Annotated in this window: 24 protein-coding genes; 14 read left to right on the top strand and 10 right to left on the bottom strand. The window is 55.9% G+C overall.

The features are described from left to right. Window positions 1–543: 543 nt before the first annotated feature. The 5 genes from bchL (at window position 544) to H6G07_RS21045 (ending at window position 4,314) form a co-directional block, all read left to right on the top strand. A complete protein-coding gene (gene bchL, locus H6G07_RS21065) occupies window positions 544–1,425 on the top strand; it encodes a ferredoxin:protochlorophyllide reductase (ATP-dependent) iron-sulfur ATP-binding protein (RefSeq protein ID WP_073611316.1) in 882 nt (293 codons plus the stop codon). Between the two features lie 145 nt (window positions 1,426–1,570). After that, entirely contained in the window at window positions 1,571–1,918 is a 348-nt protein-coding gene (locus H6G07_RS21060; RefSeq protein ID WP_073611317.1) for a DUF5331 domain-containing protein, read from the top strand. 154 nt (window positions 1,919–2,072) lie between these two features. Continuing rightward, window positions 2,073–2,504 (top strand): DUF5331 domain-containing protein, encoded by a 432-nt coding sequence (locus tag H6G07_RS21055; protein WP_073611318.1) that lies wholly within the window; start codon window positions 2,073–2,075, stop codon window positions 2,502–2,504. A gap of 27 nt (window positions 2,505–2,531) precedes the next feature. Continuing rightward, a complete protein-coding gene (locus H6G07_RS21050) occupies window positions 2,532–3,968 on the top strand; it encodes a ferredoxin:protochlorophyllide reductase (ATP-dependent) subunit N (RefSeq protein ID WP_073611319.1) in 1,437 nt (478 codons plus the stop codon). Window positions 3,969–4,077: 109 nt separating this feature from the next. Next, the gene (locus H6G07_RS21045) at window positions 4,078–4,314 is read left to right on the top strand and encodes a hypothetical protein (RefSeq protein ID WP_073611320.1); all 237 of its coding nucleotides are present in this window, start codon (window positions 4,078–4,080) and stop codon (window positions 4,312–4,314) included. 754 nt (window positions 4,315–5,068) lie between these two features. Here H6G07_RS21045 and H6G07_RS21040 read toward each other — a convergent pair. Continuing rightward, the gene (locus tag H6G07_RS21040; protein ID WP_073610142.1) at window positions 5,069–5,320 is read right to left on the bottom strand and encodes a helix-turn-helix domain-containing protein; all 252 of its coding nucleotides are present in this window, start codon (window positions 5,318–5,320) and stop codon (window positions 5,069–5,071) included. 35 nt (window positions 5,321–5,355) lie between these two features. Between H6G07_RS21040 and H6G07_RS21035 the strand changes: the two genes are divergently transcribed. Continuing rightward, window positions 5,356–5,670 (top strand): peptide ABC transporter substrate-binding protein, encoded by a 315-nt coding sequence (locus H6G07_RS21035; protein ID WP_199312300.1) that lies wholly within the window; start codon window positions 5,356–5,358, stop codon window positions 5,668–5,670. Window positions 5,671–5,787: 117 nt separating this feature from the next. On the opposite strand, the gene H6G07_RS21030 is transcribed toward H6G07_RS21035, so the two are convergent. Then, window positions 5,788–6,273 carry a DUF4079 domain-containing protein gene (locus H6G07_RS21030; protein ID WP_073610144.1) on the bottom strand — a complete coding sequence of 162 codons (486 nt, stop codon included), beginning with the start codon at window positions 6,271–6,273 and terminating at the stop codon, window positions 5,788–5,790. 173 nt (window positions 6,274–6,446) lie between these two features. Between H6G07_RS21030 and H6G07_RS21025 the strand changes: the two genes are divergently transcribed. The 3 genes from H6G07_RS21025 to H6G07_RS21015 are packed head-to-tail and all read left to right on the top strand — an operon-like array spanning window position 6,447 to window position 8,794. Continuing rightward, complete coding sequence (locus H6G07_RS21025; RefSeq protein WP_073610145.1) at window positions 6,447–6,917, top strand: Lrp/AsnC family transcriptional regulator; 471 nt, start codon at window positions 6,447–6,449, stop codon at window positions 6,915–6,917. 9 nt (window positions 6,918–6,926) lie between these two features. After that, the gene (locus tag H6G07_RS21020; RefSeq protein ID WP_073610146.1) at window positions 6,927–7,547 is read left to right on the top strand and encodes a LysE/ArgO family amino acid transporter; all 621 of its coding nucleotides are present in this window, start codon (window positions 6,927–6,929) and stop codon (window positions 7,545–7,547) included. Between the two features lie 35 nt (window positions 7,548–7,582). After that, entirely contained in the window at window positions 7,583–8,794 is a 1,212-nt protein-coding gene (locus H6G07_RS21015) for a murein hydrolase activator EnvC family protein (protein WP_084173436.1), read from the top strand. A gap of 87 nt (window positions 8,795–8,881) precedes the next feature. Here the strand turns inward: H6G07_RS21015 and H6G07_RS26750 are convergent, their stop codons facing one another. After that, window positions 8,882–9,016 carry a hypothetical protein gene (locus H6G07_RS26750; protein WP_277882095.1) on the bottom strand — a complete coding sequence of 45 codons (135 nt, stop codon included), beginning with the start codon at window positions 9,014–9,016 and terminating at the stop codon, window positions 8,882–8,884. Window positions 9,017–9,623: 607 nt separating this feature from the next. On the opposite strand from H6G07_RS26750, the gene H6G07_RS21010 reads away from it, so the two are divergent. After that, window positions 9,624–9,905, top strand: a complete 282-nt coding sequence (locus H6G07_RS21010) for a hypothetical protein (RefSeq protein WP_073610147.1) — start codon at window positions 9,624–9,626, stop codon at window positions 9,903–9,905. Window positions 9,906–10,043: 138 nt separating this feature from the next. On the opposite strand, the gene H6G07_RS21005 is transcribed toward H6G07_RS21010, so the two are convergent. The 3 genes from H6G07_RS21005 to murJ all read right to left on the bottom strand — a co-directional run bounded on the left by H6G07_RS21005 (window position 10,044) and on the right by murJ (window position 14,656). Continuing rightward, a complete protein-coding gene (locus H6G07_RS21005; protein WP_073610148.1) occupies window positions 10,044–12,356 on the bottom strand; it encodes an ATP-dependent helicase in 2,313 nt (770 codons plus the stop codon). Window positions 12,357–12,361: 5 nt separating this feature from the next. Beyond that, on the bottom strand, window positions 12,362–12,952 hold the full coding sequence (locus H6G07_RS21000) for a PDDEXK family nuclease (RefSeq protein ID WP_073610149.1): 591 nt from the start codon (window positions 12,950–12,952) through the stop codon (window positions 12,362–12,364). A gap of 96 nt (window positions 12,953–13,048) precedes the next feature. Beyond that, window positions 13,049–14,656, bottom strand: coding sequence for a murein biosynthesis integral membrane protein MurJ (murJ, locus tag H6G07_RS20995; RefSeq protein ID WP_073610150.1), 1,608 nt, complete (start codon window positions 14,654–14,656; stop codon window positions 13,049–13,051). Between the two features lie 331 nt (window positions 14,657–14,987). Here murJ and H6G07_RS20990 point away from each other — a divergent pair, with 331 nt between their 5' ends. From H6G07_RS20990 to H6G07_RS20980, 3 genes are all read left to right on the top strand, one after another. Beyond that, window positions 14,988–15,143 (top strand): hypothetical protein, encoded by a 156-nt coding sequence (locus tag H6G07_RS20990; protein WP_171973070.1) that lies wholly within the window; start codon window positions 14,988–14,990, stop codon window positions 15,141–15,143. 142 nt (window positions 15,144–15,285) lie between these two features. Continuing rightward, window positions 15,286–15,723, top strand: a complete 438-nt coding sequence (locus tag H6G07_RS20985) for a hypothetical protein (RefSeq protein ID WP_073610151.1) — start codon at window positions 15,286–15,288, stop codon at window positions 15,721–15,723. A 346-nt stretch (window positions 15,724–16,069) separates the two neighbouring features. Next, a complete protein-coding gene (locus tag H6G07_RS20980; RefSeq protein WP_199312297.1) occupies window positions 16,070–17,095 on the top strand; it encodes a class I SAM-dependent methyltransferase in 1,026 nt (341 codons plus the stop codon). A 148-nt stretch (window positions 17,096–17,243) separates the two neighbouring features. On the opposite strand, the gene kefC is transcribed toward H6G07_RS20980, so the two are convergent. The 4 genes from kefC to psaA all read right to left on the bottom strand — a co-directional run bounded on the left by kefC (window position 17,244) and on the right by psaA (window position 24,896). Then, window positions 17,244–19,127: a glutathione-regulated potassium-efflux system protein KefC gene (gene kefC / locus H6G07_RS20975; protein ID WP_073610153.1), complete on the bottom strand. Its 1,884-nt coding sequence runs from the start codon at window positions 19,125–19,127 to the stop codon at window positions 17,244–17,246. Beyond that, complete coding sequence (gene kefF / locus H6G07_RS20970; protein ID WP_073610154.1) at window positions 19,120–19,755, bottom strand: glutathione-regulated potassium-efflux system oxidoreductase KefF; 636 nt, start codon at window positions 19,753–19,755, stop codon at window positions 19,120–19,122. Before kefF ends, kefC begins: the two co-directional genes overlap by 8 nt. 501 nt (window positions 19,756–20,256) lie before the next feature. Then, window positions 20,257–22,485, bottom strand: coding sequence for a photosystem I core protein PsaB (gene psaB, locus H6G07_RS20965; protein WP_073610155.1), 2,229 nt, complete (start codon window positions 22,483–22,485; stop codon window positions 20,257–20,259). A gap of 116 nt (window positions 22,486–22,601) precedes the next feature. Beyond that, window positions 22,602–24,896: a photosystem I core protein PsaA gene (psaA, locus tag H6G07_RS20960; RefSeq protein WP_073610156.1), complete on the bottom strand. Its 2,295-nt coding sequence runs from the start codon at window positions 24,894–24,896 to the stop codon at window positions 22,602–22,604. Window positions 24,897–25,680: 784 nt separating this feature from the next. On the opposite strand from psaA, the gene H6G07_RS20955 reads away from it, so the two are divergent. Further along, window positions 25,681–25,800 (top strand): photosystem II protein Y, encoded by a 120-nt coding sequence (locus H6G07_RS20955; protein ID WP_073610157.1) that lies wholly within the window; start codon window positions 25,681–25,683, stop codon window positions 25,798–25,800. The last annotated feature ends 48 nt before the right edge of the window (window positions 25,801–25,848 follow it).

The following is a 25,848-nucleotide window of genomic DNA, read 5'->3' as shown; positions in this document are numbered from 1 at the left end:
CGCTTTAAGCTCATCGGCTGAAAAATGAGGTTCAAGATGGAGGGGTCTTGGCATTCTCCCATCCTACCCTATTTCAGGGGTAACTAAGTCGGATTTAGTATCAGACAGGCGATCCCTTAGATTCAACCCCCTCTCAACGATCCAAGCGACCTACAGACAAGCGTTTCAGAATGCCCAGTGCCCCAGAAGATTTAAGATTCTCTTATTTGCTATTGTTCTATATTAATAAAAATGAGAACCTAAATTTTGATCTAATGCTTTAAGGGCTTCTAATACCCATTTTTGGAATCAGGGCATTCCTTGGTTAAGCTCAGCAGGTTTTGAATCGATTTTGCGGGGCTGTCTATTCTCACTCCCCCTTCCCAATGCCTAGGCGGTGTCGTCATAATCCAAACAGCCGAAACACCTTGGGCCGCGTAGTCAACTGCGTAGACCCTATTTGTTGACCAGCCGATCCACGTCCAGCGGGTAGAACATCTATCCAAACAGATGGCCCCTGGACTTGGGTTTGGCCCTATCCGCCCTAGACGAGTATTTTCCCTTATGGATCACCAGACTCTCAAGCTTTCTGTGTACGGGAAAGGGGGCATTGGTAAGTCCACCACCAGCTGCAATATTTCGGTGGCCCTGGCCAAGCGGGGCCGCAAAGTCTTGCAGATTGGCTGTGACCCCAAGCACGACAGCACCTTTACCCTGACCGGGTTTCTGATTCCCACCATCATCGACACCCTGCAAGAAAAAGACTTCCACTACGAAAACGTGTGGGCCGACGATGTGATCTACAAGGGCTACGGCGGTGTGCACTGTGTTGAGGCGGGCGGTCCTCCCGCTGGTGCAGGCTGCGGCGGCTACGTGGTGGGCGAAACCGTCAAGCTGCTGAAGGAACTCAACGCCTTCGACGAGTACGACGTGATTCTCTTTGATGTGCTGGGTGACGTGGTCTGCGGTGGCTTTGCGGCCCCGCTCAACTATTCTGACTACTGCCTGATTGTGACTGACAACGGTTTTGACGCGCTGTTTGCCGCCAACCGCATTGCCGCCTCGGTGCGCGAGAAAGCCCGCACCCACCCCCTGCGCCTAGCCGGGCTGATCGGCAACCGCACCTCAAAGCGCGACCTGATCGACAAGTACATCGAGCATGTGCCCATGCCGGTGCTAGAGATTTTGCCCCTGATCGAAGACATTCGCATCTCGCGGGTGAAGGGCAAGACGGTGTTTGAAATGGCCGAAACCGACCCTGCTCTAGATCCGGTCTGTCAGTACTACCTGAACATTGCCGACCAGATCTTGGCCCGTCCCGAAGGCGTGGTGCCTAAGGATGCCGCCGATCGCGAGCTGTTTAGCCTGCTGTCTGACTTCTACCTCAATCCGCCTGCGGATGCGCCCCAGCAAGAGAAGGAGGAGATGGATCTGATGATGGTTTAAGCGCGCGGTGGGCATTGCCCACCCTACTTAATCCCTTGCTGCAAAAATCCCCCTCGATCGAGTTCTAATCCTGAGTCGCTGCATTATCATCGGTACGCAGCCGTCCAGCGGCTAACGACAAGCGATTTAGCAAAGAGTCAGGATTATGGCCTTTTTCGAGAACTTTACCCAAGTCATTCGCCAAAAGTGGTTGGACTACGTGCAGTCAAACCGAGCCTGGTTGACGCTGCAAATGCAGCAGACCTCGGTGCGAACCCCCGATGGCGGTCGCCGTCCATCTTCCTTTTTGGTGCTGGGGGTGGTGAATGCTCTAGAACCCAAGCTGTCGAACTTGATGGTGCCCTTCTACAAGCTCAACTCTGACGAGGACGCGCTGGTAGAGGTGCTGGGGCTCAACTTTGACCCCGAGATGGTGCTGGATAACCCCGACCATACTCAAACCATCGAGGCAAACGACGACCAGCCGCTCTTGCCCGATAGCCCAGATATGTAGCCCCTCCAGACTAGACCGGGAACTGCCGTTTTTAGCCGGTATAACTCCGCTTCTGGGACTGGGATACAGCCAACAAGATAGACTCGGTCGGTAGCGGTTTTCTGGTTTAATCAATCTCTGAACATGAGGTTGGCGAACCCCGCCCGAGGCATCTGTGAACAGCAAACAACTGCGGCGATCGCTCAAAATCAAGTGGCTAACCTACTACCGCGACAACCGCGAGTGGATCGACAAACTGGGCATTTGGGTAACCAGTAATGGGCAGCGGCGACCCTCGTCGGGCTTCATTTTGGGGGCATTGGCCACCCTAGAGCCTGACCTGACCAACCTGCTACCCCTGGTGGTGGATTTAAGCAGCAACCCCGATCGCATTATTTCTGCCCTGGGTTTAGATATCAGCCCGGTGAAGGAGCTAGCAGCGCTAGAAAAGGCACACAAGATGTTGCCCGGTAGCGCTCAGGCCGAGGTTTCTCTGGCCTCGTCAGAGGCGCTAACCATCGATGCTCCACCACCGCTCTCCCCCGCCTACGACGACGAAGCCTGCTCCGGTGCAGGCGGCAGGGAGGATGATCGACCCAGGCCTTAAGTCCTTCACTAGGGAGATACCCCGACGATGACCCTGGCCCAAGCTCAACCCCAACCCTCCGCCCTCGAATTTGACTGCGACACCGGCAATTACCACACCTTTTGCCCGATCAGCTGCGTGGCGTGGCTGTACCAAAAAATCGAAGACAGCTTTTTCTTAGTTATTGGCACCAAGACCTGCGGCTACTTTTTGCAGAACGCCATGGGGGTGATGATTTTTGCCGAACCCCGCTACGCTATGGCCGAGCTAGAGGAGGCCGATATCTCGGCCCAGCTCAACGATTACGAAGAATTGAAGCGGCTGTGTGAGAGCATTAAGCGCGATCGCAACCCCTCCGTCATCGTCTGGATTGGCACCTGCACCACCGAGATCATCAAAATGGATCTCGAAGGGCTCGCTCCCCGCCTTGAAGCCGAGATCGGGATTCCTATCGTGGTGGCCCGCGCCAACGGCCTCGATTACGCCTTTACCCAGGGCGAAGACACGGTGCTGGCCGCTATGGCCCAGCGCTGCCCCACCGTTGAAGAGGCCGCTGCTAAGCAGCCTGCGGTGGCGAAAGAAGAAGCGAAGGGCGGTGGCATTCAAAAGCTGCTGGGTCTGGGTCGCAAAAAAGAAGAAGAGGTAGTGGTCGCCGAAGACACCCCCTACCACGACCACCCACCCCTGGTGCTGTTTGGCTCTGTGCCCGACCCCATCGTCACCCAAATGACTCTGGAACTGAAGAAGCAGGGCATCAAGGTCGATGGCTGGCTACCCGCCAAGCTCTATACCGATCTGCCCGTGGTTGATGAAGGCTACTACGTCGCGGGCATCAACCCCTTTCTCTCGCGCACCGCTACCACGCTGATGCGCCGTCGCAAGTGCAAGCTGATCGGTGCCCCCTTCCCCATTGGCCCCGACGGCACCCGCGCCTGGATTGAGAAGATCTGCTCGGTCTTCAACATCGAGCCTCAGGGCATGGAAGAGCGCGAAGCAAAAATCTGGGAGTCGGTAGAAGACTACCTGGAAATCATTCGCGGCAAGTCGGTCTACTTCATGGGCGACAACCTGCTGGAAATCTCCCTGGCCCGCTTCCTCACCCGCTGCGGCATGACGGTGCAAGAAATCGGCATTCCCTATATGGATAAGCGCTACCAGGCGGCGGAGCTGGCTCTGCTAGAGAAAACCTGCAATGAAATGGGCACTCCCCTGCCCAAGATCACCGAAAAGCCCGACAACTACAACCAGATTCAGCGCATTCAAGAGCTGCACCCTGACCTAGTCATCACCGGTATGGCCCACGCGAATCCGCTGGAGGCGCGGGGCATTAACACCAAGTGGTCGGTAGAGTTTACCTTCGCCCAAATCCACGGCTTTGGCAACACCCGCGACATTCTAGAACTGGTGACGCGACCCCTGCGCCGCAACAACAACCTCAAAGACCTTGGCTGGGAGAAGCTAGTCAAGGAAGAAGCAAAGGTGTAAGCTCACCGCTGAATCAGCTAAGTTCCCCGTTTATTTAAGGGAACTTAGCCTGATCATTGGAGACTTTGATGAACACAAAGGCGATGTTTCAGAGGAATAGCTAGTAGCAATGGCTCTTATTGAAAATATTGAATTGAATAGTAAAGATCGTCAAAGCATCCATAAAGCAGTTGAATGCCGTGCATCTGTAATTAGTGAAGGTGGTGAAAAATACATTCAAATCGATACATACGGTTCGGAAGAGCGCCAAGAAGCTGGAAAGGTAAGCCAAACAATTCAGTTGTCTAAAGAAGCAGCCAAGCAACTCAAGAGAATAATTGAAAACACCTATCCAGACATTGGCTAAATGTTTTGGTAGTAAATAACAGGCGTTGCTGATCAACGGTATGATTTGCCCCCCTAGCCCCCCAATTCTGGGGGGAACCAGACGACTTCAAAGCCCCCCAAATTTGGGGGGTTGGGGGGCGATGCAGCAACTGTTGCTTTTGCAGATTCATTCCTCAATTCAGCAACGCCAATAACAAATGTCAAATACAAGGGTAAGACAGCTCTCAGAAAATTAGTCTTTTGAAGACATAGCCAAACATCTGACCTCCAAGAAAATAACAAATAATTATCAAGAGACAGAAAGCTAAAGACGCAGGATAGACAATTACTTAGGCTTGTACATCCAGTTGTTAGTGCTATCCTTGTCCCGTCTAAAAATTTGATTATACCTTTCGCACTCAAACCTAGCAGAGAACCAGTCTACCCAGTTTCCTGTATATTGCTCTAGTCTTGTTTGCCATAGTTGGTAAGGCCTCCCAGATTCGATATCAGCCAATACTCTTTGCCAATTATGCTGAATAATTGAAGCACTTTCATTTCTGTGAAGTAGCTCAAAAACAATCTCGTCTCGTGAAACCCAAGTCTTTGTTTCTCGAAATCTCTCAACTATTATGTCAGCGATAAGTGGGTAAAGTTCTTTTTTGGGAGTGATTGTTCTTTTCACAGCGGTCATTATCCTGCCAGAGAGTTTGAGCTTCAACGAAATTCACACCATGCTTGAGCTTGTTTAAACGACTCTTGCTCTCATCAAACTCAAATTCCATAGCCTATGACTATGACTTGCTAGGCTGGTCATCATCGACAAGATTACCCAAGTAGAGCTGCACAAACGTCTTAGCTGCTAAGGGGTTCAGCGTTTTGAGCACCTGGGTAATCTGAACAATCGTCTCTGAAGACGGCTCTCGCTGGTCGTGAACCCACTTGAATACAGCAGAGCGATCAATCCCCAAGGCAACCGCCAACTTATTTTGGCTAATGCCGTACGTCTCTAGAACCTGCCTGAGTGCTTCGTTTGCCCTTCCCATGCCCTTGATCGTCCCAAAGGATGGCGAGGGGGTAAATGTTGTCTACATCGACAACATCCGCTATAGTTGTCATTGTGGTCGCTAAAGACAACATTGAGGACACCCTTATGTCAGAAGACTTCATCCCCAACAGCGAAATCTACAGCGCCCCTCCTGGTAGCCCTGCCCCCACTCAACCCAGCCGCGAACCTGTCCATGTCACCGTCATCGGCTCTGCCACTGGCATCGATACGGTGGTCAAAATTCTCCATAGCCTTGGCTTTGCCGAAGCCCGAGCCTGGAGCAAACCCCAGATCGACCCCAACACCGGCAGACCCATGCGCGTACTCACCAAATGGGTGTTGTATTAATCAGCAACCTAGACTGGCAAATCTATCCACACACGGCCCAGCCGTAAAGGAGCAAAAGCCGCAAAGGAGAGATTCCCTTGCGGCTTTTGAATAAAGTTGATCAACTATGAGTTCTGGCTAAATTGACAGGCCCAGGCGCAGACCCAAAAAGGCGTGGACAAACATCACCGCCAGGGCAAAACTGCCCAGGTAGGCGTGGGCGGTGCGTAGAGAGTCTTTGCCGCCACCAAACTTGGTGATCGAGATTGCTCCGTTGATGGCTAGTAGCGCGATCACCAGACTACCCGTCCAAAAGTGGGGGCTTTGGAAGATGTCTTTTTCTTGCATGACCAGCGACAGCACCCCACCGGTATAACCCAGGCTAATAAAGGTAAACATCCACAGGGCCAAGCGCTTGTGAGTATGGCGGTTCTCGGCTTTTTTCATCGCATCATCGTCGCCGATGCGGCCCTTCCAGCCCATGTAGGCGGTAAAGCTGCCCATCACAAAAATCACAATGCCCATCATCGCTGGGTGACCCCAGTGCACAATCGGCTCAGGGGTGCCAAACCCAGCAAAGAAGTCGGCAATGGGCTGCAAGAGCCCACGAATACTAGAAACCATCTCTATCTCCCAACAAAGTAAGCGCCATCTTTAAGGTGCCATATTTTCTCTACCGAAAGGCATAGAGACCTGGCATCCCGAAACCAAAAGTTATGTTATGGAATCGTGGCAAGTTTAGCTCTTGCAATTACATTAGAAACCTAAAGCTGAGCTTCGCCTATCAAAATAAGGTTATGGAGCTAGACAACCTTGACATCAAAACCTTGTCCCTCTTTTGCCAGCAAGGGCGCATAACTTGGGCTGAGCTGGCAAGCCAGCTAGGGCTATCAGCTCCGGCAGCGGCCGATCGCGTCAAACGCCTCGAAGAGCGCGGCATCATCACGGGCTACAGCGCCCAGCTCGACGCCGAAGCCCTGGGGCTAAATTTGACTGCCTTTATTGCCGTAACGCTCGACCAACCTCACCACCGCGAGGGATTTCTAGCCGCAGTGCAGGCCACAGCCGAGATTTTGGAATGCCACCACGTGACCGGCGACGACGACTACCTGTTGAAGGTGCGCTGCTGCCACACCCGTGCCCTGGAAGCCTTGATTACTGAAGGGCTAAAGGCGATCGCAGGGGTAGTCAAAACCCGCACGCTGATTGTGCTTTCTACCGTGAAAGAAACCCAGATGCCATCGCTAAATCATTTGAGTGAGTCCTAAGGAGGGGCTATGGAAGGCTGGACATTGATGAAGGGCGTGGGGCTGGGGCTAGCGATCGCAGTTCCCGTTGGCCCCATTGGGTTGCTCTGCATTCGCAGGTCGCTCACCCAGGGCCAGCTCATGGGGCTGGTGACGGGGCTAGGGGCCGCCACCGCCGATGGCATCTATGGCAGCATCGCTGGGTTTGGCCTGACTGCGATCGCCGATCTGTTGGTTAGACACACCCAGGCCATGCAGCTGATCGGGGGCTTGTTTCTCTGTTATTTAGGCTTTACTACGCTGCGAGCCGACCCCGCTACCGAAGCGGTCAAGGTCTCTAGTCGAGGGCTGTGGGGGGCCTACGCTTCTACCCTAATGTTGACGTTAACGAACCCGGCCACTATTCTTTCATTCATTGCGATTTTTGCTGGACTGGGTCTGGTGGGCACCAGCCAATCGTGGGGAGCCTCGCTAACCCTGATTTTTGGGGTGTTTTTGGGTTCTGCTCTGTGGTGGCTATGCCTGAGCTGGGGTGTAACGCTTTTTAGCCAAAAGCTGACACCCTCCCGACTTAAGTGGTTAAATCGGCTGGCCGGTGCAGCTATTTTTGGCTTTGGGGCAGTTGCGATCGCGCTCACCTTTAAAGGCTAAACTCCAGATTCCCACTCCAGGTACTACCTGTGACCATGCTGCGAACTCATCCGCTTTCTTCTGCACCGACCCGGCGACCTAGCGCACCGGCCTGGGGGCGATGGCTGAGCCTGGCGCTAGCCTTGGTGGTGGTCGGCTGGCTGGCGCTCACAACAGTTCCCAACGCCCAAGCAGCGCCGCCTGAGCTGGTCGCTCAATCCATTCAGGATTTGCAAAATAAGCAAAAAACCCTTGAGCAACAGCGCAACGAACTTCAGCAGCAGCAAACCGAGCTACAAAATCGCCAGGCCACCTCAGAATCTACCCTAAAGGGTCTGGAGAACAGCATTGTCTACACCGCCAACCAAATTAGCGAAACCGAGTTTCGCCTCAACCAGGCTGAGAAAGAGCTGAAAGACTTTGAGGCCAAGCTCGCCAAGGCCGAAGCCGACTACGAAAACGTGCGCACCGGCACCGTGGCCCGGCTTCAATATTTGCAGCGGCAGCAGGGCAGCGAAGGCTGGGCTGTGCTGCTGCAAAGCCAGAACTTTAATGAGTTTCTAGACCGCCAGTACCAGCTCAAGCGAGTCTATGCCTCCGATCGCCAGGTGCTAGCCGACCTCAAGGCCCAGGCCGAAGCCATTCAAAAACAAAAGGCCGCCGTTGAAACCAAGCGCAACCAGGTCGCTCTCCTGCGCCAGCAGCTGCTCTCTCAAAAGCAGCAGTACGAAGCCGAAGCTAACGAAGAGAAGCAGCTGATCTCTCGCCTGAGGGATCGTCGCGGTGCCCTAGAAGCCGCTGAAACCCAGCTCGCCCGCGACTCAGAACAAATTGCTGGCCTGATTCGCCAAAAAATCGCCGCCAGCACCGGGGTGATTCGTGGTACAGGGCGGTTTGTCTTCCCCGCCAACGCCAACATTTCGAGCGGGTTTGGCAACCGAGTGCATCCCATTTTGGGCTACAGCCGTTTCCATGGTGGGGTAGACTTTGCCGCCAGCTACGGGAGCACCATTCGCGCTGCTGACTCGGGTCGGGTAATTTTCTCGGGCTGGTACGGGGGCTACGGCCAGGCGGTAATCATTGATCACGGCGGTGGACTCAGCACTCTCTACGCCCACTCTAGCCGTCTGTTTGTCAGTGAAGGGCAATCGGTGCAGCAGGGGCAGGCGATCGCCGCTGTTGGCTCCACCGGCCTCTCCACTGGCCCACACCTGCACTTTGAGGTGCGGCAAAACGGCAATCCGGTGAATCCGGCAGGATATTTGTAGGAGGGTAGGGAGTAGGGAGTAGGGAGTTTATGACTGAGTTTAATCACCCGCACCCATCCACCCCTCACCCCCTACTGCCTACGTTTTTTAGCCCAGGCTCTTTTTCAAATGGGCCATAATCCGGGCCTTACGGGGATCTTCACTCTTGGCGGGGGTGACGCCGGAAAAGTTGATCTTGCTGGTTAGGGCAAGGTGCTGCTTGATTTGATCTTTACTAGCCACGAAGACACCTCAGAGAAACGAACAGGGAAAGCCCGAGCAACCAGGGCACAGACCCCGGCAGTTCAGCCTGGGAATTGGCATCCCAAAATATTCTCCCTATAGACAATTTAATGCATGGGCCCAGAGTTACCGCAAACTTCTCAAATCAATCGGCGGATAGCAGCGGTTAAGACAGGCATTGCGATCGCCCCTAACGGTCACCAAAACCCTGGACGGCGGGGGAGGGGAACGCGCAGCGGTTGAGCAACTTTGCCATCATCGGTTAGCGATCGCGATCGGCCAATCTATTCCAAGAGCGTTGTGGTAAATCAAATCCTTGACCCGAGGCGACAAGGGCAGTCCACTGAAAAAACGACTATCCTTCGCCCATTGCTAGTATTGGTCACTAGACCGCTTAGGTGGCTTTGAAATACTTTAAAGCTCAGAAAAGCGGTCTTCGTTAAGGAGCAGAAATTCGTTGTCTCTGGCACAAAGGTTGAGGATATCAACGCAGTCATAAGTTTTCTTAATGCAAAGCATAGATGATTTATGGGCGAAGTTACTCTTAACCCTAGAGTCAGAGGGTAGAATTTAGCTTGATTTTCAGCTTTGGACGGCATCATGCATTATGGCAGACTCTGGAACTTCTCCGATTAGTGAAAACTTTGATTCTTTACCCCGTGAGGTTAGGGTTGATAACCTCCGCAACGTTCTAGAAACCCTGCAAATTGCCGACGAAATCGCCAAACAGGGCTATCTCATCACCAGCTCAGAACTGGCCGATTTGATGGATGTGAACGCCAGCGCTGTGACGAGCCGAGGCGAATTTTGGGCCTGGCGCAACTGGTCAGTCTCGCGGGTGCGGCGCGAAGGCAATCAAATTCTGTGGCAGATCGAGCGGATCGACTAACGATTTTAGGTTGCGATTTTGGACTTTGGAGATGGATCTGTAATCCACTCCTAGTACAGTGTCAAGATTAAAAAAATTAGAGATCTAGCAGGTTGGGTGCAGCGGAGCGATCGCCCGCTGCCCTTACCGATCCACCCCCTACCCCCTACCCGTCCACTCCCGCAGCACCGGCAGCACCGGGCAGGGGTTTGCCGCCTGCACATTCTCGGGCTTGCTCCAGGTAAAGGGGGCCTGCTGGGCCGCCGACATCCACAGCAGGCGCTTGGCGCGGGTCATGGCGACGTAAAGCAGCCGATACTCTTCGGCGGCTTTGAGGTGTTTGGCCTGCTGCCAAGCGGCAATAATGTCGGGAATTTCACCCTGCCCTGGGGCGAAACCGGCGTGGGCGTGGGCGCGAATCTGCGCGCGGGCCACCTCCGCCAGGGTAAAGTCGCCCAAAAATTCGCCCTGGGGCGGCACCCACAGGGTGCCGGGGATGGTTTTGTCGTGAAGAAAGGGCAGAAACACCACATCCCAATCGAGCCCCTTGGCTTTGTGCATGGTGATCAGGGTGAGCTGGCCGGGGCGGGTGTAGAGGTCGTCGGTGTCTTCGGTGTCAACGGCGGTGAAGCGCTCGGAACCGACAATGTCTTGCAGCACGGCGATCGCCGCCGCCAGCGTGTCGTCATTGCGAATTTGCTGGCTGACGCGGGCGGCGAGTTTGTCGGCAGTTGCTAGCTCGCTCTGGTTGTAGCCCAGAGTGAGCCCAATGAAGGAGAACAGGCTGTAGGGGGGCAGTTCAAGGCGCGATCGCAGCAACCCCGTACAATAGCGCCGCGCCGTGCGGGCAGCCTCGGTGTCGGGCGGCGCATCGAGCGGGCCGGGGTAGAGAAACTGCTCAGGAGCCTGAGCCAGGGCGTTGAGGTCTTGAGTGGGAATGCGCTGGCGATCGACCAGCACCCGCAGCGCTCCCTTGAGGCGATCGGCGGAGTGGGGCCGCTCAATAAATTGCAGCAGGGTGAGCATTTCTTCAGGCACTTTGGTTTGCCGGTCTTGCTCGCCTACGTCGTAGAACTTTAGCCCCATAGCGGGCAAATCGACGCCCCCCACCAGGTCAGGATCGCGCAGCAGGTTGCCGACAAATTGCCCCTGGCGGCCCTCCCTCACAAGGATGGCAAAGCTGGTTTCAGGATTCTCAAGGTAGAGATCTCTGACCCGCTGGGCGATCAGTTTGACCGAATCCACCGTGGTCGGAGGCGAGAGAATTTCGACCCCGACCCCCAGCGGCTCTGGGTTGGCCCCAGGCTGGGGATCATTGGCGGAGACTGGGGCGATCGCCTGGTTGCGAAAGGGGGTCTCTGGCCCGGCCACCTGTGCCTGGTTCACCCAGGCCAGCATGCGGTTGGCCGCAGCCATAATGATGCCACTGCTGCGCCCGGCTTGATCCATCGTTACCAGGCGGCCCTGGAGGCGGCAGTCGTCGCAGAACTGGTTGAAGAAAACCGGGTCTGCCGGAGTAAACGTCGAGTTGATCGCCTGGTTAGGATCGCCCACCCGCACTAAGTTAGGCTCTCCATCAGGATCATCAGGATTCGCGGCCAGCAGGGTCAATAACCGAGTCTGCAATGGCGAAGAATCCTGCGCTTCGTCTTCAAACACGGCGAAGGTGCGCCCCTGCCAAAAGCGGCGGCTGTCGGGGTCGTCTAGGGTGCGCAGGGCACCCAAGATCATATCGTCGTAGTCGATCCAGCCCCGTTGCGATAGCAGGGTTTGGTAGCGATCGTACAGACCGGCGGCAATGGTGAGCACATCGTAGTCTTCAACATCTCCCAGCAGAGCATGGTTGACGTTTTGGGCCAGATCTAGCAGCGCGGCGGGCATGAGCCCCGAGCTTTTAGCTTCGCGAATCACGGTGTGGGCTAGGCTGGGCAGCACCTCGGTGCGCAACACCGACTGCCGTCTGAGCTGCTCGGTTTCTTCGCCGTCAAACTGTCGCCCTTCGATCAGGCGCGAGTAGAGGTCGGGGTTGGCCACAATCCACTGCTCTACACAGGCCCGCAGAACGCGGTTGTTTTGCGATGGCGAAACCAGCGTCAGCGTATCCAGGTTCAGGTTCGAGAGTTCAGGGTTGCGGGTGGCAATGGTGAGGGCCAGACCGTGCAGGGTAGAGACCGTAAAGCTGGTCTGGGGCAGTCCCAAGGTTTTCAAATGCCCGCGCACCTTGGCCTTGAGGTTGGCCGCCGCCGATCGCGTAAAGGTGACTAACACTAGCTGACGGTTCAGATGGAGCTGGTGGCGGGCGATCGCGATCGCCGCCGCCGCCGCCATCCCCGTAGACTTGCCCGAGCCCGGCACTGCGGAAACGGCCAGTCGCCCCCCATTCCAGTCGGCCAGCGCCTGCTGTCCCCGCCGCAGCCCAGCGCGAATGGCCTGGAGCGCCGCCTCTCGATCTACCGGTGCTGCCGTCACCATAGGTTCTACCAAGCTGTGGGCTGAAAGGTTGAGTTGTTGGCAATCATCACTGTGTCGCCGGTTTGCTTGATCACAAACAATCCTCGCTGATAGGCGAAACGGTCTACCCCTTCGTCGATTTCAATGCCTGCCACAGCACCGTAGATGTCATAGTCCGCATAGTGAGGGAACGATAGCTTAAACCGACCTAGACAGCCTAAAAAATACTCTACGTCCTGGTGAGACAGCCGCGACTTGACCTCCACAGCCACAGCCACATCACCATCCACAGCAAAGATGTCAATTTCCATCTCAGCCCCGCGTCGTTGAGACCGCATGCGGCGAGTGACTTCTTGCACATCAATGCCCCGCTCCTGAAAAAGGCGCAGCACAGCAGGTTCTACTAGATTTTCGACAAACTGACCCCAGCGAGTAGTAAGTCCATCCACTGCGCGGGTAGTGTTATCAACGAGGCGTTTGAGCTCTGCTAGCGAGCGATCGGATTCTGCTTTAGACTCCGCAGCACGGCGATCGGCTTCCGCAAAGCGGCGATCGGCTTCCGCCTGCGAGGTTTGAAATAGAGCATAAATATCGTCAAGGGTGACTGGATCTGCCATTGTCTGCATCCTACCGCTGACTGCTAACTCCTATTATGCGCCAGGCCCACCGTCTCCACTCTCCTCACTTCCCTCACCCTCCCCACCTTCTTCTCCTCACCGCCTCACACGCTCCCGAATTCGCGCAGCGAGCTGCTTTGTCTCCGGTATCGGCAGCAGGAATGCGCCGACTATAAAGATCAGCAGCCCTACCCCACCGGGAATCAGCAGTTGCAGCAGCAGCACGCCAATGCCCTGGGTGCCGAGCCAGGTTTCGAGCCATTGGAGGGTACCCCAGGCGGCGGTGCCAGCGATGAAGCTAAGCAAGGTGAGCAGAGCGATCGCGCCCCCCCATTCTCCCAACGGCAGCCCCCGCAGCCGCCGATGCAAAATTACCGTCAGCGCCAGGGTCGAAAACACGTTCACTCCCACGGTAGCCAGCACCAGACCCGGTGCCCCCAGCCAGCGAATGAACCAAAACGCCATCACCACATTCAGCCCAATGTTGATCAGGCTAATGCGAAAGGGCGTCTGCCCATCGCCTAGGGCATAAAACACCCGCACCAGCACATCGCGAGCCAGGTACACAAACATGCCAATGCCGTAGACCATTAACAGCGATGTCACCAGGTTTGAGGCCTCTTGGTCGAAGGCACCCCGCTCATAGATCACCCGCACCATGGGCAGGGCCAGCACCACAAACATCGCCCCCAGAGGCAACATGGTCAATGCCGTAAACAGCAGGCTTTGGCGAATGCGGAGCTTGAGTTCGGGCCAGTCTGCTGGATCGGCCAGGCGGGCAAACATGGGCAAAAACGGCACCAAAATCACATTGGAGATAATGCCCAGCGGCGTTTGCACCAGCAGGTTTGCGTAGCTCAGGGCCGCCGCCGTACCGGGAATAAAGGAGGCAAAAAAGAGGTTGGTAAACAGATTAATTTGCAGCATCCCCGACGACAGCGTGGCGGGCAGCAGCACCTGCATTACCTCTTTCACCTCGGGCATCGACCAGTCAAAGCGCAGCCGGGGACGCCCCAGGCCAGACTTCCACAGGGCAGGGAGCTGCACGAGCCACTGCAACACGGCTCCGCCCAGCGTGCTGCCTGCCAACACCGCGCTACCCACCATAAAGAACTCTGGGCTGGTCACCTCGCTGCCGATCGCCCAATAGAGCAGACCCAGACCTACCAGCACCGCCCCGCTAGAGAAAATGGGGCTAATCGACGGCAACCAAAACTGGTTGTCGGCGTTTAGCGCCCCAAAACCCGTACCGATCAGCCCCGCTAGCACCGCCATGGGTGCCATAATGCGGAGCTGCAACACCGCCATATCCCTAGCTATGGGGTCGTTTTGGGCGAGGCCAGGGGCAATGGTGTTGATAATTGGCCCGGCCAGCACAATCAGCAGCAGCGAGAGGCCAATTAGAATTAGCCCGACCAGCGTATTGACGGCTTCGATCAGGGCGGCGGTGTCTTTGCGGTCTTGCTGCCGCGCCACCACACTGACGATCGCACTATGAAACGGCCCATTGATGCCCCCCAGCAAAATCAGCAAAAAGCCGGGGATGATGTAGGCAAAGCTGTAGGCATCGGCCACCGGCCCCACCGCAAAGGCCGCCCCGATCGCCTGCTGGCGAAACAGCCCCACAAACTTGCTGAGGATGGTGGCCACAGCCACAATGCCAGCAATATTGGCCAATGAACGGGAAGGTTTGGCGTCTGACACAGGGCCTCGCAGGGGTGAACAGCAGCGGAGCCCAAGGAGGCATCCAGAACCATCCCCCATTTAACTGCATTATTGAACTCGCCATTGGGTAATGGGCAGGAGCTATTGCGGTTAGTTACGGTTTCCGGGTCGCACTCAGAGACAGGCCAAAATAGAGATATAGCGCAACCCCCTATGGGTAGGTCATCCCTGCAATGGGCCGCCTCAGGCGGTTGCAAATCAAACCACTGTCAGCCCTGATGACTGGGCTATTTATCTTGGCCTCAGCTTCAAGGCCACGGTTAGGGAGATTCCTGAGCTAGTGAGCCATCCTCTGTCACCCGATCGCACCATGTACGCTTCATCTTCACAACTACCCTTAGACAACCAGGCTCTATGGCAGGAAAACCAGCGCCTCCAGGCCGAAAATAACGCCCTGCACCAGGAAAACCAGCGGCTTCACCAGCTCATTCATCAGCTAGAGCGGATGGTGCGTCGCTATGCGTAAACTGCGTTGGCCTTTGGGCCGGTCTTTAACCATCGTCTTGGGGCAGGTCTTCAACCCTCCCTACCGCTGCAACCCGGCCTGTGAATTTTTAGCTGACCGTGGGTAGCATGTCTCCATAGACCTGCTACCCGCCCGATTCACCATGCCCTTGGGCCAACCTTCAACACTAAAGCGCCGTCTGCTGATCGCCTCAATTATGGGGCTGTTGTTAACCAGCCTCCCGTTTGTAGTGGTGGGCGGGCTGCTGGCCAAAACAAACTGGGACGAGTGGCAACATTGCCGTGGCTATACCCAGTTCAACTTTACGCTGTGGAACGACCCCAAGCTCAGCGCCGAGCCAACCTACATTCGCCTGTGCATGGTGGATGATGTGCTGGCAAAATACCTGCTCCTGGGAAGACCCCAAGCTGGTGTCATCGAGCTACTTGGCCCACCAGAACCCCAAAACAGCTTTGCCGACTACGATATGGTCTACAGACTGGGGCCAGAGCGCAAATTCATCAGCATTGACGACGAATGGCTGGTGATCAAACTCGATGCGGCAGGCCACGTCAACGACGCCAAACTTGTGACCGATTGAGATCAGGAAGCGGCGCTGCTAGCTGGTGCGCCGCGCTCGTCAGTTCAGGGTTTGAAGAATGTTTGAGGGGTACCACCGACCTCAAATAGGCAAGGGAAAATCATAGTTATCAGGCGATAAAACTTTCTGCCAATTGTCAGGTTGCGGCGGCGGCGCAGATAGAACCATCGGCCACTGTTGGGTTTAGGTGATCACTCAGAACACATCGGTTGTTGAGTAGGAGCATGATGGGATGAACAATACAGTTTTTCGATGTCCTCAACTCCAACATGGCTTAATTCCCCAGGCTCATGCTCCGGCAGTTGACCTAGAATTCGCATGCGAAGCAAAGGCCTTTGGGGAGGCGATGTTTCAACTGTTTCAGCAGAAGCTCGATGACGCCATTTCTGCCTATCTCCATGAAGAAAATCAAGACAGCTTATACCTTAAGGTGCGCCCAGTTTTAGATGGGTGCCCAGAGGTGCAAGCGGTTCACCATCGTCGCGGGGTGCTGCAAGATCAGTTGTGGAGCCAAGTGCTGGCCAATATTGAGTCTGACCGACAGCGCCTCGAAGCGGTCTATCAATCTCATCAGCAGGGCCAAGGATGTCTAGAGCTAAATCCAAATTTAAACATCCCCTCTCATCAGCTCAAGGCCCATATTCATCGCATGCCGGGGGGCTATCTGCGAGACCTTGAAGCCGACGGTTTTGAGTCTGGAGCCCTGTACGACCACGGCGTTTTTCTCTATGGCAGAGGGTGGTTTGGTCCCCTCAACGACGAACTTGGCCAGACCTTAATTCACCATGTTTTGAACCAGCACTACCCCGAGTTTCAACCCCAGCGAATTTTAGATCTAGGGTGTTCAGTCGGCCACAGCACCTTGCCCTATACATCGGCCTATCCTCAAGCCCAGGTTTGGGGAATTGATTTGAGTCCGTCGTTGTTGAGATATGCGATCGCTCGGGCCAGGGTTTTGAACCAGACGGCTTATTTTTCTCAGCAAAATGCCGAGAGTACCGAATTTGCCGATCGGTCGTTTAATCTAGTGGTGAGCCACATTCTGCTGCACGAAATTCCGGGAGTGGCCAGGAAGCGAGTTTTTGCCGAAAGCTATCGCTTGCTCAAGCCCGGCGGCATGATGGTGCATTTAGAGAGCAAGTTATTTCTGGCCCCACCTAGCATGGTCGCTCGATACTTCCGCGACACCGAGGTCTGGGCCAATTCAGAACCCTATTTGGCATCTTCGAGCTTTAACGACTTTCCAACCTATGCCCTGACGGCGGGGTTTGCGCCCGACGCGTTTCACCTGCACTATGTGCCGGGTTACTATGCGGCTCAGCAGGGCAATACCAATGCAGGCTGGGTGGCTTTTTGTGGGGTTAAGCGTTGACCCCAGTGCTTTATAAACGGCGGCGATCGCCCTTTTAGCCGGTCTTTGAACATCGCACCCGCACAAGGCTGGCTTTGGTCAGCTAGCTAGCAACGGCTACACAAGACTCCGTCAAACATCCTGAGCGATGGAGTAGTTGCTATCCCAACTACGTTCCATACTTTTTCAGCGCCGTCGTATCCCAAGCCTGATCGACCTCGCGGGGCAAATCGAAACTATCCGACTGGAGTACCTCCTTCAAATCGGCAGCGAGCTGCTGCGACTTAGCCACCAGCTTCGGCATATCCGCTTCAATCTCGGCCATCTCTCGCATCGCCTTAATATCGTGGTGGCGAAAGATGCGGGCGGCTCGGTGGGCGTGGTATGCCCGAAACCCTAACAGCTTCAGGGCCTCAGCACCCAAGCTCAGGGCAGATTCAAAGGTTTCTCGCTCCACGACGGCAACATCTCGGCGCAGCAGCTCGTAGGCGTGGCGGCGATCGATGGCCTGTGCCAAAATCTTCAGGTGGGGAAAATGCTGTTTCACCAGGTCAATGGTTTGCAGCGATCGCTCCACATCGTCGATCGCCATCACAAACAGCTTGGCTTCAGGTGCCCCCGCCGCATAGAGCAGCTCAATCCGCGACGAGTCGCCATAAAACACCTTGTGGCCAAACTGACGCAGCAGATCGATGGTAGCCGGGTCGTGGTCTAGCACCGTAGTCTGAATCCCGTTGGCAACCAGCAGACGATTGACGATCTGGCCAAAGCGCCCAAAACCCGCAACAATCACCGGGGTTTCGCCATCGTCGATGGTGTCGGGTTCTCGCTGCTCGCCCTGGCTGACAAAGCGCGGCTGCACCAGCCGTTCATTGGCAATCATCACCAGGGGGGTGAGGGCCATTGACAGGGCTACCACCACCACCAGCGGGGCAGTCACGGTCGTCGGCAAAACTTGGCTCTGCTGAGCAAAGGAAAACAGCACAAAGCAAAACTCTCCCCCCTGGGCCAGGGCCATGGCAAACAGCAGGTTTTGGCTGAGCGACTGCCGAAAGAAACGGCCCAGGGCCAGCAGCACCAGCCCCTTGAGCAGCATCAGCCCAGCTACCAGGCCCAAAATTAGCAGGGGCTGGCGGGCCAGCACATTAAAATCGATGCTGGCCCCCACCGAGATAAAGAACAGGCCCAGCAGCAGACCTTTAAACGGTTCAATGTCGGTTTCTAGCTCGTGGCGATACTCATTGTCGGCCAGCACTACTCCGGCGACGAAGGTGCCCAGGGCGGGCGACAGCCCCACCATTTGCATAATCAGGGTAATACCGATCACCAGCAGCAGGGCCGTCGCCGTAAACATCTCCCGCAGGCGCGTATCGGCAATGAACCGAAACACCGGTCGCATCAAAAACCGACCGACCACAATAATGCCCCCCACCGCCCCCATCACTAGCAGGGTGCGCTGCCAAGCGGGTAGCCCCCCACTGGCCTCGGCGGTGGCCACCAACATCGCTGCATTGGGGCCGATCGCGGTCTGGCCCATCTCCAGCAGGGGCAGCAGAGCCAGCATGGGAATTACCGCAATATCCTGAAACAGCAGCACCGAAAAGGAGGCCTGCCCCGCCTCAGTTCTCATCAGGCCCTTTTCGTTCAGGGTTTGTAGCACGATCGCCGTAGACGAAAGCGACAAAATCATGCCGATCGCCAGGGCCATCGTCCAGGGTAGGCCCACCAGCAGGGCAATCAGGGCGATCGCCCCGGTAGTCACCGCCACCTGTAAGCCCCCTAGACCCAAAATTGGCCCCCGCAACTGCCACAGCAGCGAAGGCCGCAGCTCCAGACCAATCAAAAACAACATCATCACCACGCCAAACTCGGCAAAGTGCATGACGTCCTCCTGCTGTTCCCCCACCAGGCCCAGCACAAACGGGCCGATAATCACCCCCGCAATCAGGTACCCCAGCACCGACCCCAACCCCAGGCGCTTGGCAAAGGGCACCGACAGCACCGCCGCCATTAGATAGATAAACGCCTGAAAAAATAAGTCTTCGCTATGCATGGGGGGCTACCTCGGGAGCGAGCAATACCTGGCTCAAGTCTTGGTTGAGCTGGGTCAGACCAGGCAGCGCCGCCCAGTTAACCTGGTTGTCGCGCAGCGCTTGAATCAGGGTGCGATAGTCTTGGGCGCGATCGCTGATTTCGGGGCCGTCAAGCAATTGGTGGGTGCCGTGAACCACAAACGGCGGCAGATAGTCCATGCCGCACAGCCGCGCGGTTTGAGCAAAGGGGGTCAGCAGCTCACCGATGGTGTAGTAGTTGTAGCCGTCTCGCTGATAGGCTTGATGGCTACCGCCGGTAGAAATAGCGGAAAGGCATTTTTTGCCTTGCAAAGCTGTCCCCTCGTGGCCGTAGGCAAAGCCATATTCGAGCACCAGGTCTTGCCACTCCTTGAGAATAGCGGGGCTGCTATACCAGTAAAAGGGGTGCTGCCACACCACGATGTCGTGGTCAATTAGCAGCTGCTGCTCGCGCTTCACATCAATATGGAAGTCGGGATACTCCTCATAGAGATCGTGGAGAATGACCCCCTCAAGGTCGGCGATCGCCCGCACCAGCTGACTGTTCATGCGAGATTTATTGAGGGCGGGGTGGGCAAAGAGCACCAAAATCCGGTTGGAAGGAGTCATAGCCACAGAAAAAGAGAGCAGATTGGCCCTGGCGCGATGTCTCTATAGGGTCGGATTAGAGCACCGGTTTTGCCACCGCAACTGTAAACGATCTGGGCCACCAGCGGTGGTGCCCCACCGATCCTTTTAGCTACATAGATAGTAAAAGTCCTGGCTCAACTACCCCGAAGAACCAGGACTCTTGAGAAGCGGAGAGTCTCCATCCGTCTCAAGGTTAGAAGGCGACAGCGGGCGATTGTAGGGAGCCGCTCTACACCTCAGATATTCAAAATTCTAAAAAGAAGACTCTTGTTGTAGGTAAGTATTTGGGTGAGTCTTTTGTAGGGTGGGCACTGCCCACCACTGGAGATCTTTTCGTTAGAAACTTGCTTGAACAGAGATTTTTTTTCTTTTAGGAAAAGGTCCCAGCGGACGGGGTGGGTTAGCCCATGGGAACCCACCCGTTTACGCCAGGGATGTAAGGTGGGCCGTGCCCACCCTACGCGGGATTAGTTATCCCAGTTAGCCAAATCGACTGGAAGTCGAGGCGATCAAGAAGGCGGCGTAGGTCAGAATGTAGCCCACCGTAAAGTGAGCTAGACCCACAACCCGACCCTGAATGATGGACATGGCAACGGGCTTGTCCTTCCAGCGAACCAGGTTCGCCAGGGGAGTGCGCTCGTGGGCCCACACCAGAGTTTCGATCAGCTCCTGCCAGTAGCCCCGCCAGGAGATCAAGAACATGAAGCCAGTGGCCCAAACCAGGTGCCCAAAGAGGAACATCCAGGCCCAAACCGCGAGGTTATTCATGCCGTAGGGGTTGTAGCCGTTGATGAGCTGCGACGAGTTAAGCCACAGGTAGTCTCGGAACCAGCCCATTAGATACGTCGAGTTTTCGTTGAACTGGGCTATATTGCCCGACCACAGGGTGAGATGCTTCCAGTGCCAGTAGAAGGTCACCCAGCCAATGGTGTTCAACATCCAGAACATTGCCAGGTAGAACGAATCCCACGCAGAGATGTCGCAGGTGCCGCCACGACCGGGGCCGTCGCAGGGGAAGCTGTAGCCGAAGTCTTTTTTGTCGGGCATCAGCTTCGAACCGCGCGCATCCAGCGCACCCTTGACCAAGATCAGGGTGGTGGTGTGCAGACCGAGGGCGATCGCATGGTGAACCAAGAAGTCGCCAGGGCCAATGTTCAAGAACAGCGAGTTAGTGCTGCTGTTGATGCCATCCAGCCAGCCGCCGAGCCACACGTTGCCGTGGTTGGGCCAGGCCGTCGTCGCAATGCTGTCAGGGTTGGATAGGAGAGTATCCATGCCGTAGAGCAGCTTGCCGTGGGCCGCTTGAATCCACTGGGCAAACACTGGCTCCACCAGAATCTGCTTTTCGGGGGTGCCGAAGGCCACCACCACGTCGTTGTGCACGTACAGACCCAGGGTGTGGAAGCCCAGGAACAGCGACACCCAGCTCAGGTGCGAGATGATCGCTTCCTTGTGCTCCAGCACGCGGTACAGCACGTTGTTCTGGTTAGCTTTGGGGTCGTAGTCGCGCACCAGGAAGATGGCCCCGTGGGCAAAGGCCCCCACCATGATGAAGCCAGCGATGTACTGGTGGTGGGTATAGAGCGCCGCCTGGGTGGTGTAATCCTTCGCAATAAAGGCGTAGGCCGGCATGGAGTACATGTGCTGCGCCACCAGCGACGTCACCACACCGAGGCAGGCCAAGTGCCAGGCCAGCTGGAAGTGCAGCGAGTTGTTGTAGGTGTCGTAGATACCCTTGTGGCCTTCACCCAGCAGGCCGCCAAAGGGGGTGCCTTCGGGGGGACGGTGGGCATTCATGATGGTCTTCATGTCGTGGCCAATACCGAAGTTAGTCCGGTACATGTGGCCCGCAACGATAAAGAGCACCGCGATCGCCAGGTGGTGGTGAGCCATATCCGTCAGCCACAGCGAGTCGGTCTGGGGATGGAACCCACCCAAAAAGGTGAGAATCGCTGACCCAGCTCCGTCGCTGCTGTTAAACACGTGGTTGGCCGTGTCTGGGTCTTGGGCATAGACCCCCCACTGGCCGGTAAAGAAGGGCTTCAACCCCGCCGGGTGAGGCCGTACCGACAGGAAGTTATCCCAGCCCACATGCTGACCCCGCGCTTCGGGGATGGCCACGTGAATCAGGTGACCGGCCCAGGCCAGGGAGCTCACCCCAAACAGACCAGCCAGGTGGTGGTTCAGCCGCGATTCCGCATTTTTGAACCAGGCCAGGCTAGGCCGAAACTTGGGCTGAAGGTGCAGCCAACCAGCAAACAAAAAGACCGCCGACAAAATCAGCAAAAACATCGCCCCGCCGTATAGATCGGCGTTGGTGCGCATACCGATGGTGTACCACCAGTGGTACACCCCTGAAAACGAGATATTAACCGGATAGCTAGCCCCGCCCTGGGTGAAGGCATCCACAGCGGGTTGGCCAAATTGCGGATCCCAAATCGCGTGAGCGATCGGTTTCACACCCAGCGGGTCTTTTACCCACTGCTCAAAGTTGCCTTGCCAGGCGACGTGGAACAGGTTGCCCGACGTCCACAAAAAGATGATTGCCAGGTGGCCAAAGTGCGAAGCAAAAATCTTTTGGTAAAGATTCTCCTCCGTCATGCCATCGTGGCTTTCAAAGTCGTGGGCGGTGGCAATCCCGTACCAGAGCCGACGCGTGGTCGGATCTTGGGCCAAGTCCTGGCTAAATTTTGGGAATTTAGTTGCCATGAATCAAAACGGGTACGAATGGGTCAGAAAACGCAATTCGTGAAATTCGGTGGGGTGGGGGTTGGTGTAGGGGCACAGCGTGCTGTGCCCCTACGGGAAGCCCATGACCAAACGGGTCATCCCACCGCAATTATTCGAGCCAGGAAGAAGGCCCACGTCGTGGCAATCCCTCCCAGTAGGTAGTGAGCCACACCCACGGCCCGACCCTGAGTAATGCTCAGAGCACGAGGCTGAATGGCGGGAGCCAGCTTCAGCTTGCTGTGAGCCCACACGATGGACTCAATCAGCTCTTGCCAGTAGCCACGACCACTGAACAGGAACATCAGGCTAAAGGCCCAGACAAAGTGAGCCCCCAAGAACATCAGACCGTAGGCCGACAGCGCCGACCCGTAGGAGCCGATCACCTGGGAAGCTTGCGCCCACAGGAAGTCGCGCAGCCAGCCGTTGATGGTGATGGCGCTAGCCGCAAAGTTGCCGCCCGTGATATGACTCACCGTGCCATCGGCGCTCACCGTGCCCCAAATGTCAGACTGCATCTTCCAGCTAAAGTGGAAAATCACAATCGAGATGCAGTTGTACATCCAGAACAGGCCTAGGAACACGTGATCCCAAGCCGAAACTTGACAGGTGCCACCCCGGCCCGGCCCGTCACAGGGGAACCGGAAACCCAGGTCGCCCTTGTCGGGAATCAGCCGAGAGCTGCGAGCGAATAGCACACCCTTCAGCAGAATCAGCACCGTCACGTGAATGGTGAAGGCGTGGATGTGGTGCACCATGAAGTCGGCGGTACCGAGGGCCATGGGCATCATCGCCACTTTGCCCGCCACCGCGACCCCAGTGCCACCGAACACGGGGCTAACACTAGCCAGAGCGTTGGGCGCTGTGTTGCCCGCAGCGGCAGCATGGAAACCCTGCACCCACTGGGCAAAGACCGGCTGTAGATTGATGGCCGTATCCGAGAACATGTCTTGGGGACGGCCCAGGGCGCGCATGGTGTCGTTGTGGATGTATAGACCAAAGCTGTGGAAGCCGAGGAATATACAGACCCAGTTGAGGTGCGAGATGATCGCATCGCGATGGCGCAGCACGCGATCGAGGTTGTTGTTGACATGCGCCGAGGGCTCGTAATCACGCACCATGAAGATGGCCGCGTGGGCTGCTCCCCCCACAATCAAGAAGCCGCCAATCCACATGTGGTGGGTAAACAGCGACAGCTGAGTGGGGTAATCCGTCGCGAGGTACGGATAGGGAGGCATGGAGTACATATGCTGAGCCACGATGATGGTCAGCGACCCGAGGAGGGCTAAGTTCCACCCCAACTGGGCATGCCAGGAGGTCGTGAAAATTTCGTACATACCCTTGTGGCCTTCGCCAGTAAAGGGGCCCTTATGCGCCTCCAGCACTTCTTTGAAACTGTGGCCAATGCCCCAGTTGGTGCGGTAGAAATGCCCTGCCACAATGAAGAGCACGGCTAGCGCCAAGTGGTGGTGAGCCGTATCCGACAGCCAGAGGCCACCGGTGACGGGGTTTAGACCACCCTTAAAGGTGAGAAAGTCAGAGTACACACCCCAGTTGAGGGTGAAGAAGGGTTTCAGCCCCTCGACAAAGCCGGGGTAGAGATCCGCCATCAGGGCCTTGTTGAGGATCCACTCGTGGGGCAAGGGAATTGCTCCAATTGAGTCGATTACCCGACCACCAATGGTTAGAGGCCGCCCCGCATCGATCGCATCCAGACAGGCGTTGATCGGCAGTGACACGTGGATTTGCTGACCGGCATAGCCCAGGCAGCCCAGGCCCAACAGCCCGGCCAGGTGGTGGTTCATCATCGATTCCACATTTTGGAACCACTCGAGCTTGGGCGCTCGCTTGTGGTAGTGGAACCAGCCAGCAAACAGCATCAGAGCCGCCATTACCAGCGCCCCAATAGCGGTGCAGTAGAGCTGGAAGCCATTGGTAATGCCGTTGGCCCGCCACATCTGAAACAGACCAGAGGTGATCTGAATGCCGTGGAAGCCACCGCCCACATCGGCATTGAGAATTTCTTGGCCAAAGACGGGCCAAACCACCTGGGCACTGGGCTTAATGCCGGTCGGGTTGGTGAGCCAGGCCTCATAGTTCGAGAACTTGGCACCGTGGAAGTACATGCCGCTCAGCCAGATGAAAATAACGGCTAAGTGGCCAAAGTGAGCACTGAAGATCTTCCGCGAAATATCTTCCAGGTCACTGGTGTGACTGTCAAAGTCGTGGGCGTCGGCGTGCAGGTTCCAAATCCAGGTGGTGGTTTTGGGCCCCTTGGCCAACGTGCGGTCGAAGTGACCGGGCTTGCCCCATCGCTCAAATGAGACGGGCACCGGATCTTTGTCAACCACTACCCTGACTTTTTGTCCCGGTTCAGGGGGACTTATGGTCATGGGACTCTCCTCTCTTCTACTCGAAAATACAGAGCGGATAAAGGCGCTTCCTACTCAATAGACGGCTATAACCTGAGTCTATAGAAAGCTTAAATAAGCCATTTCAGGCATTACAAGCCACCTGAGACCCAAACGCTCTCCGCTGGAAGGCCAAGGAAGACGCCTAAGCATCAGGTTTACAGCGCTTAACAGCCTAGTCCCTAGAAAGTTTTAAGCCGGTCTGAGAACTACCCCATAGGGCTTTAGATTTTCAGGGCTACGACAGGTTAAGTAACAAACTACAGAATCACCGCCGCTCTTGGTAAGGGAAATTTTCACAAGTTAATAACTCTGAGAAAATTAAATTCAAATAGTTTTTCAGACCCAGGAAACGGGTAGTTTGCAACATTTTTATTTCTTGCGTTCAGAGGATTTTTGCGGGCGATCGCAGCCCTCTATTTCCTTCAACGACTTAATAAGTTAGAAATGGATTAGAAGGCACATCCCAAGCGAGTTTCAGCGACGACCGCGCCCAGGCTCTCAGTCCTCTTGCCCTAATGGCTGACCTGCCTATGTATAACGAGACACCTCAATCAGGAGCAGCTACCGCGCGATCGCCCTACGGATGATCAAACTAACCCTCGGGCGCTGTAGAGACGATGACTCAGGCGATCTCTCGGCGTCGAAGCGGTCGGCTTTGGTTTAGATCGAGAAATCTATCGGTCTGCGATCGCCCCATGTGGTGTACATTATGAGAAAATTGTGACAAGTGTTTAAGTAAAACTGTTTTAGGAGGGCATGCCCGATGGATTGGCGAGTCGTTGTTGTTTTACTGCCGATTGCTGTGGCCGGAAGCTGGGCCGTGTTTAACATTGGTCGGGCTGCTCTGGGTCAACTGCAAGATTTTCTCAACCGAGAAGCTTAGGATTTACCTGCAAGACGAGGGTGCGATAGTCAAAGGCCGACTCTACAG

Source organism: Phormidium tenue FACHB-1052 (genome assembly GCF_014696675.1).
GTDB classification, from domain to species: Bacteria; Cyanobacteriota; Cyanobacteriia; order Phormidesmidales; family Phormidesmidaceae; genus Nodosilinea; species Nodosilinea tenuis_A.
This window is presented reverse-complemented; position numbering and strand designations above follow the sequence as displayed.

Coding starts and splice junctions, on each gene's coding strand:
- H6G07_RS20985 (WP_073610151.1), top strand. CDS start 15,286: ATGCCCTTGGGCCAACCTTCAACACTAAAGCGCCGTCTGCTGATCGCC.
- H6G07_RS20990 (WP_171973070.1), top strand. CDS start 14,988: ATGTACGCTTCATCTTCACAACTACCCTTAGACAACCAGGCTCTATGG.
- H6G07_RS21040 (WP_073610142.1), bottom strand. CDS start 5,320: ATGGGAAGGGCAAACGAAGCACTCAGGCAGGTTCTAGAGACGTACGGC.
- H6G07_RS21060 (WP_073611317.1), top strand. CDS start 1,571: ATGGCCTTTTTCGAGAACTTTACCCAAGTCATTCGCCAAAAGTGGTTG.
- psaB (WP_073610155.1), bottom strand. CDS start 22,485: ATGGCAACTAAATTCCCAAAATTTAGCCAGGACTTGGCCCAAGATCCG.
- kefC (WP_073610153.1), bottom strand. CDS start 19,127: ATGCATAGCGAAGACTTATTTTTTCAGGCGTTTATCTATCTAATGGCG.
- H6G07_RS21005 (WP_073610148.1), bottom strand. CDS start 12,356: ATGGTGACGGCAGCACCGGTAGATCGAGAGGCGGCGCTCCAGGCCATT.
- H6G07_RS21010 (WP_073610147.1), top strand. CDS start 9,624: ATGGCAGACTCTGGAACTTCTCCGATTAGTGAAAACTTTGATTCTTTA.
- H6G07_RS21025 (WP_073610145.1), top strand. CDS start 6,447: ATGGAGCTAGACAACCTTGACATCAAAACCTTGTCCCTCTTTTGCCAG.
- H6G07_RS21035 (WP_199312300.1), top strand. CDS start 5,356: ATGTTGTCTACATCGACAACATCCGCTATAGTTGTCATTGTGGTCGCT.
- H6G07_RS21000 (WP_073610149.1), bottom strand. CDS start 12,952: ATGGCAGATCCAGTCACCCTTGACGATATTTATGCTCTATTTCAAACC.
- H6G07_RS21050 (WP_073611319.1), top strand. CDS start 2,532: ATGACCCTGGCCCAAGCTCAACCCCAACCCTCCGCCCTCGAATTTGAC.
- H6G07_RS21045 (WP_073611320.1), top strand. CDS start 4,078: ATGGCTCTTATTGAAAATATTGAATTGAATAGTAAAGATCGTCAAAGC.
- H6G07_RS21030 (WP_073610144.1), bottom strand. CDS start 6,273: ATGGTTTCTAGTATTCGTGGGCTCTTGCAGCCCATTGCCGACTTCTTT.
- H6G07_RS21020 (WP_073610146.1), top strand. CDS start 6,927: ATGGAAGGCTGGACATTGATGAAGGGCGTGGGGCTGGGGCTAGCGATC.
- psaA (WP_073610156.1), bottom strand. CDS start 24,896: ATGACCATAAGTCCCCCTGAACCGGGACAAAAAGTCAGGGTAGTGGTT.
- H6G07_RS21015 (WP_084173436.1), top strand. CDS start 7,583: ATGCTGCGAACTCATCCGCTTTCTTCTGCACCGACCCGGCGACCTAGC.
- kefF (WP_073610154.1), bottom strand. CDS start 19,755: ATGACTCCTTCCAACCGGATTTTGGTGCTCTTTGCCCACCCCGCCCTC.
- H6G07_RS20980 (WP_199312297.1), top strand. CDS start 16,070: ATGTTTCAACTGTTTCAGCAGAAGCTCGATGACGCCATTTCTGCCTAT.
- bchL (WP_073611316.1), top strand. CDS start 544: ATGGATCACCAGACTCTCAAGCTTTCTGTGTACGGGAAAGGGGGCATT.
- H6G07_RS20955 (WP_073610157.1), top strand. CDS start 25,681: ATGGATTGGCGAGTCGTTGTTGTTTTACTGCCGATTGCTGTGGCCGGA.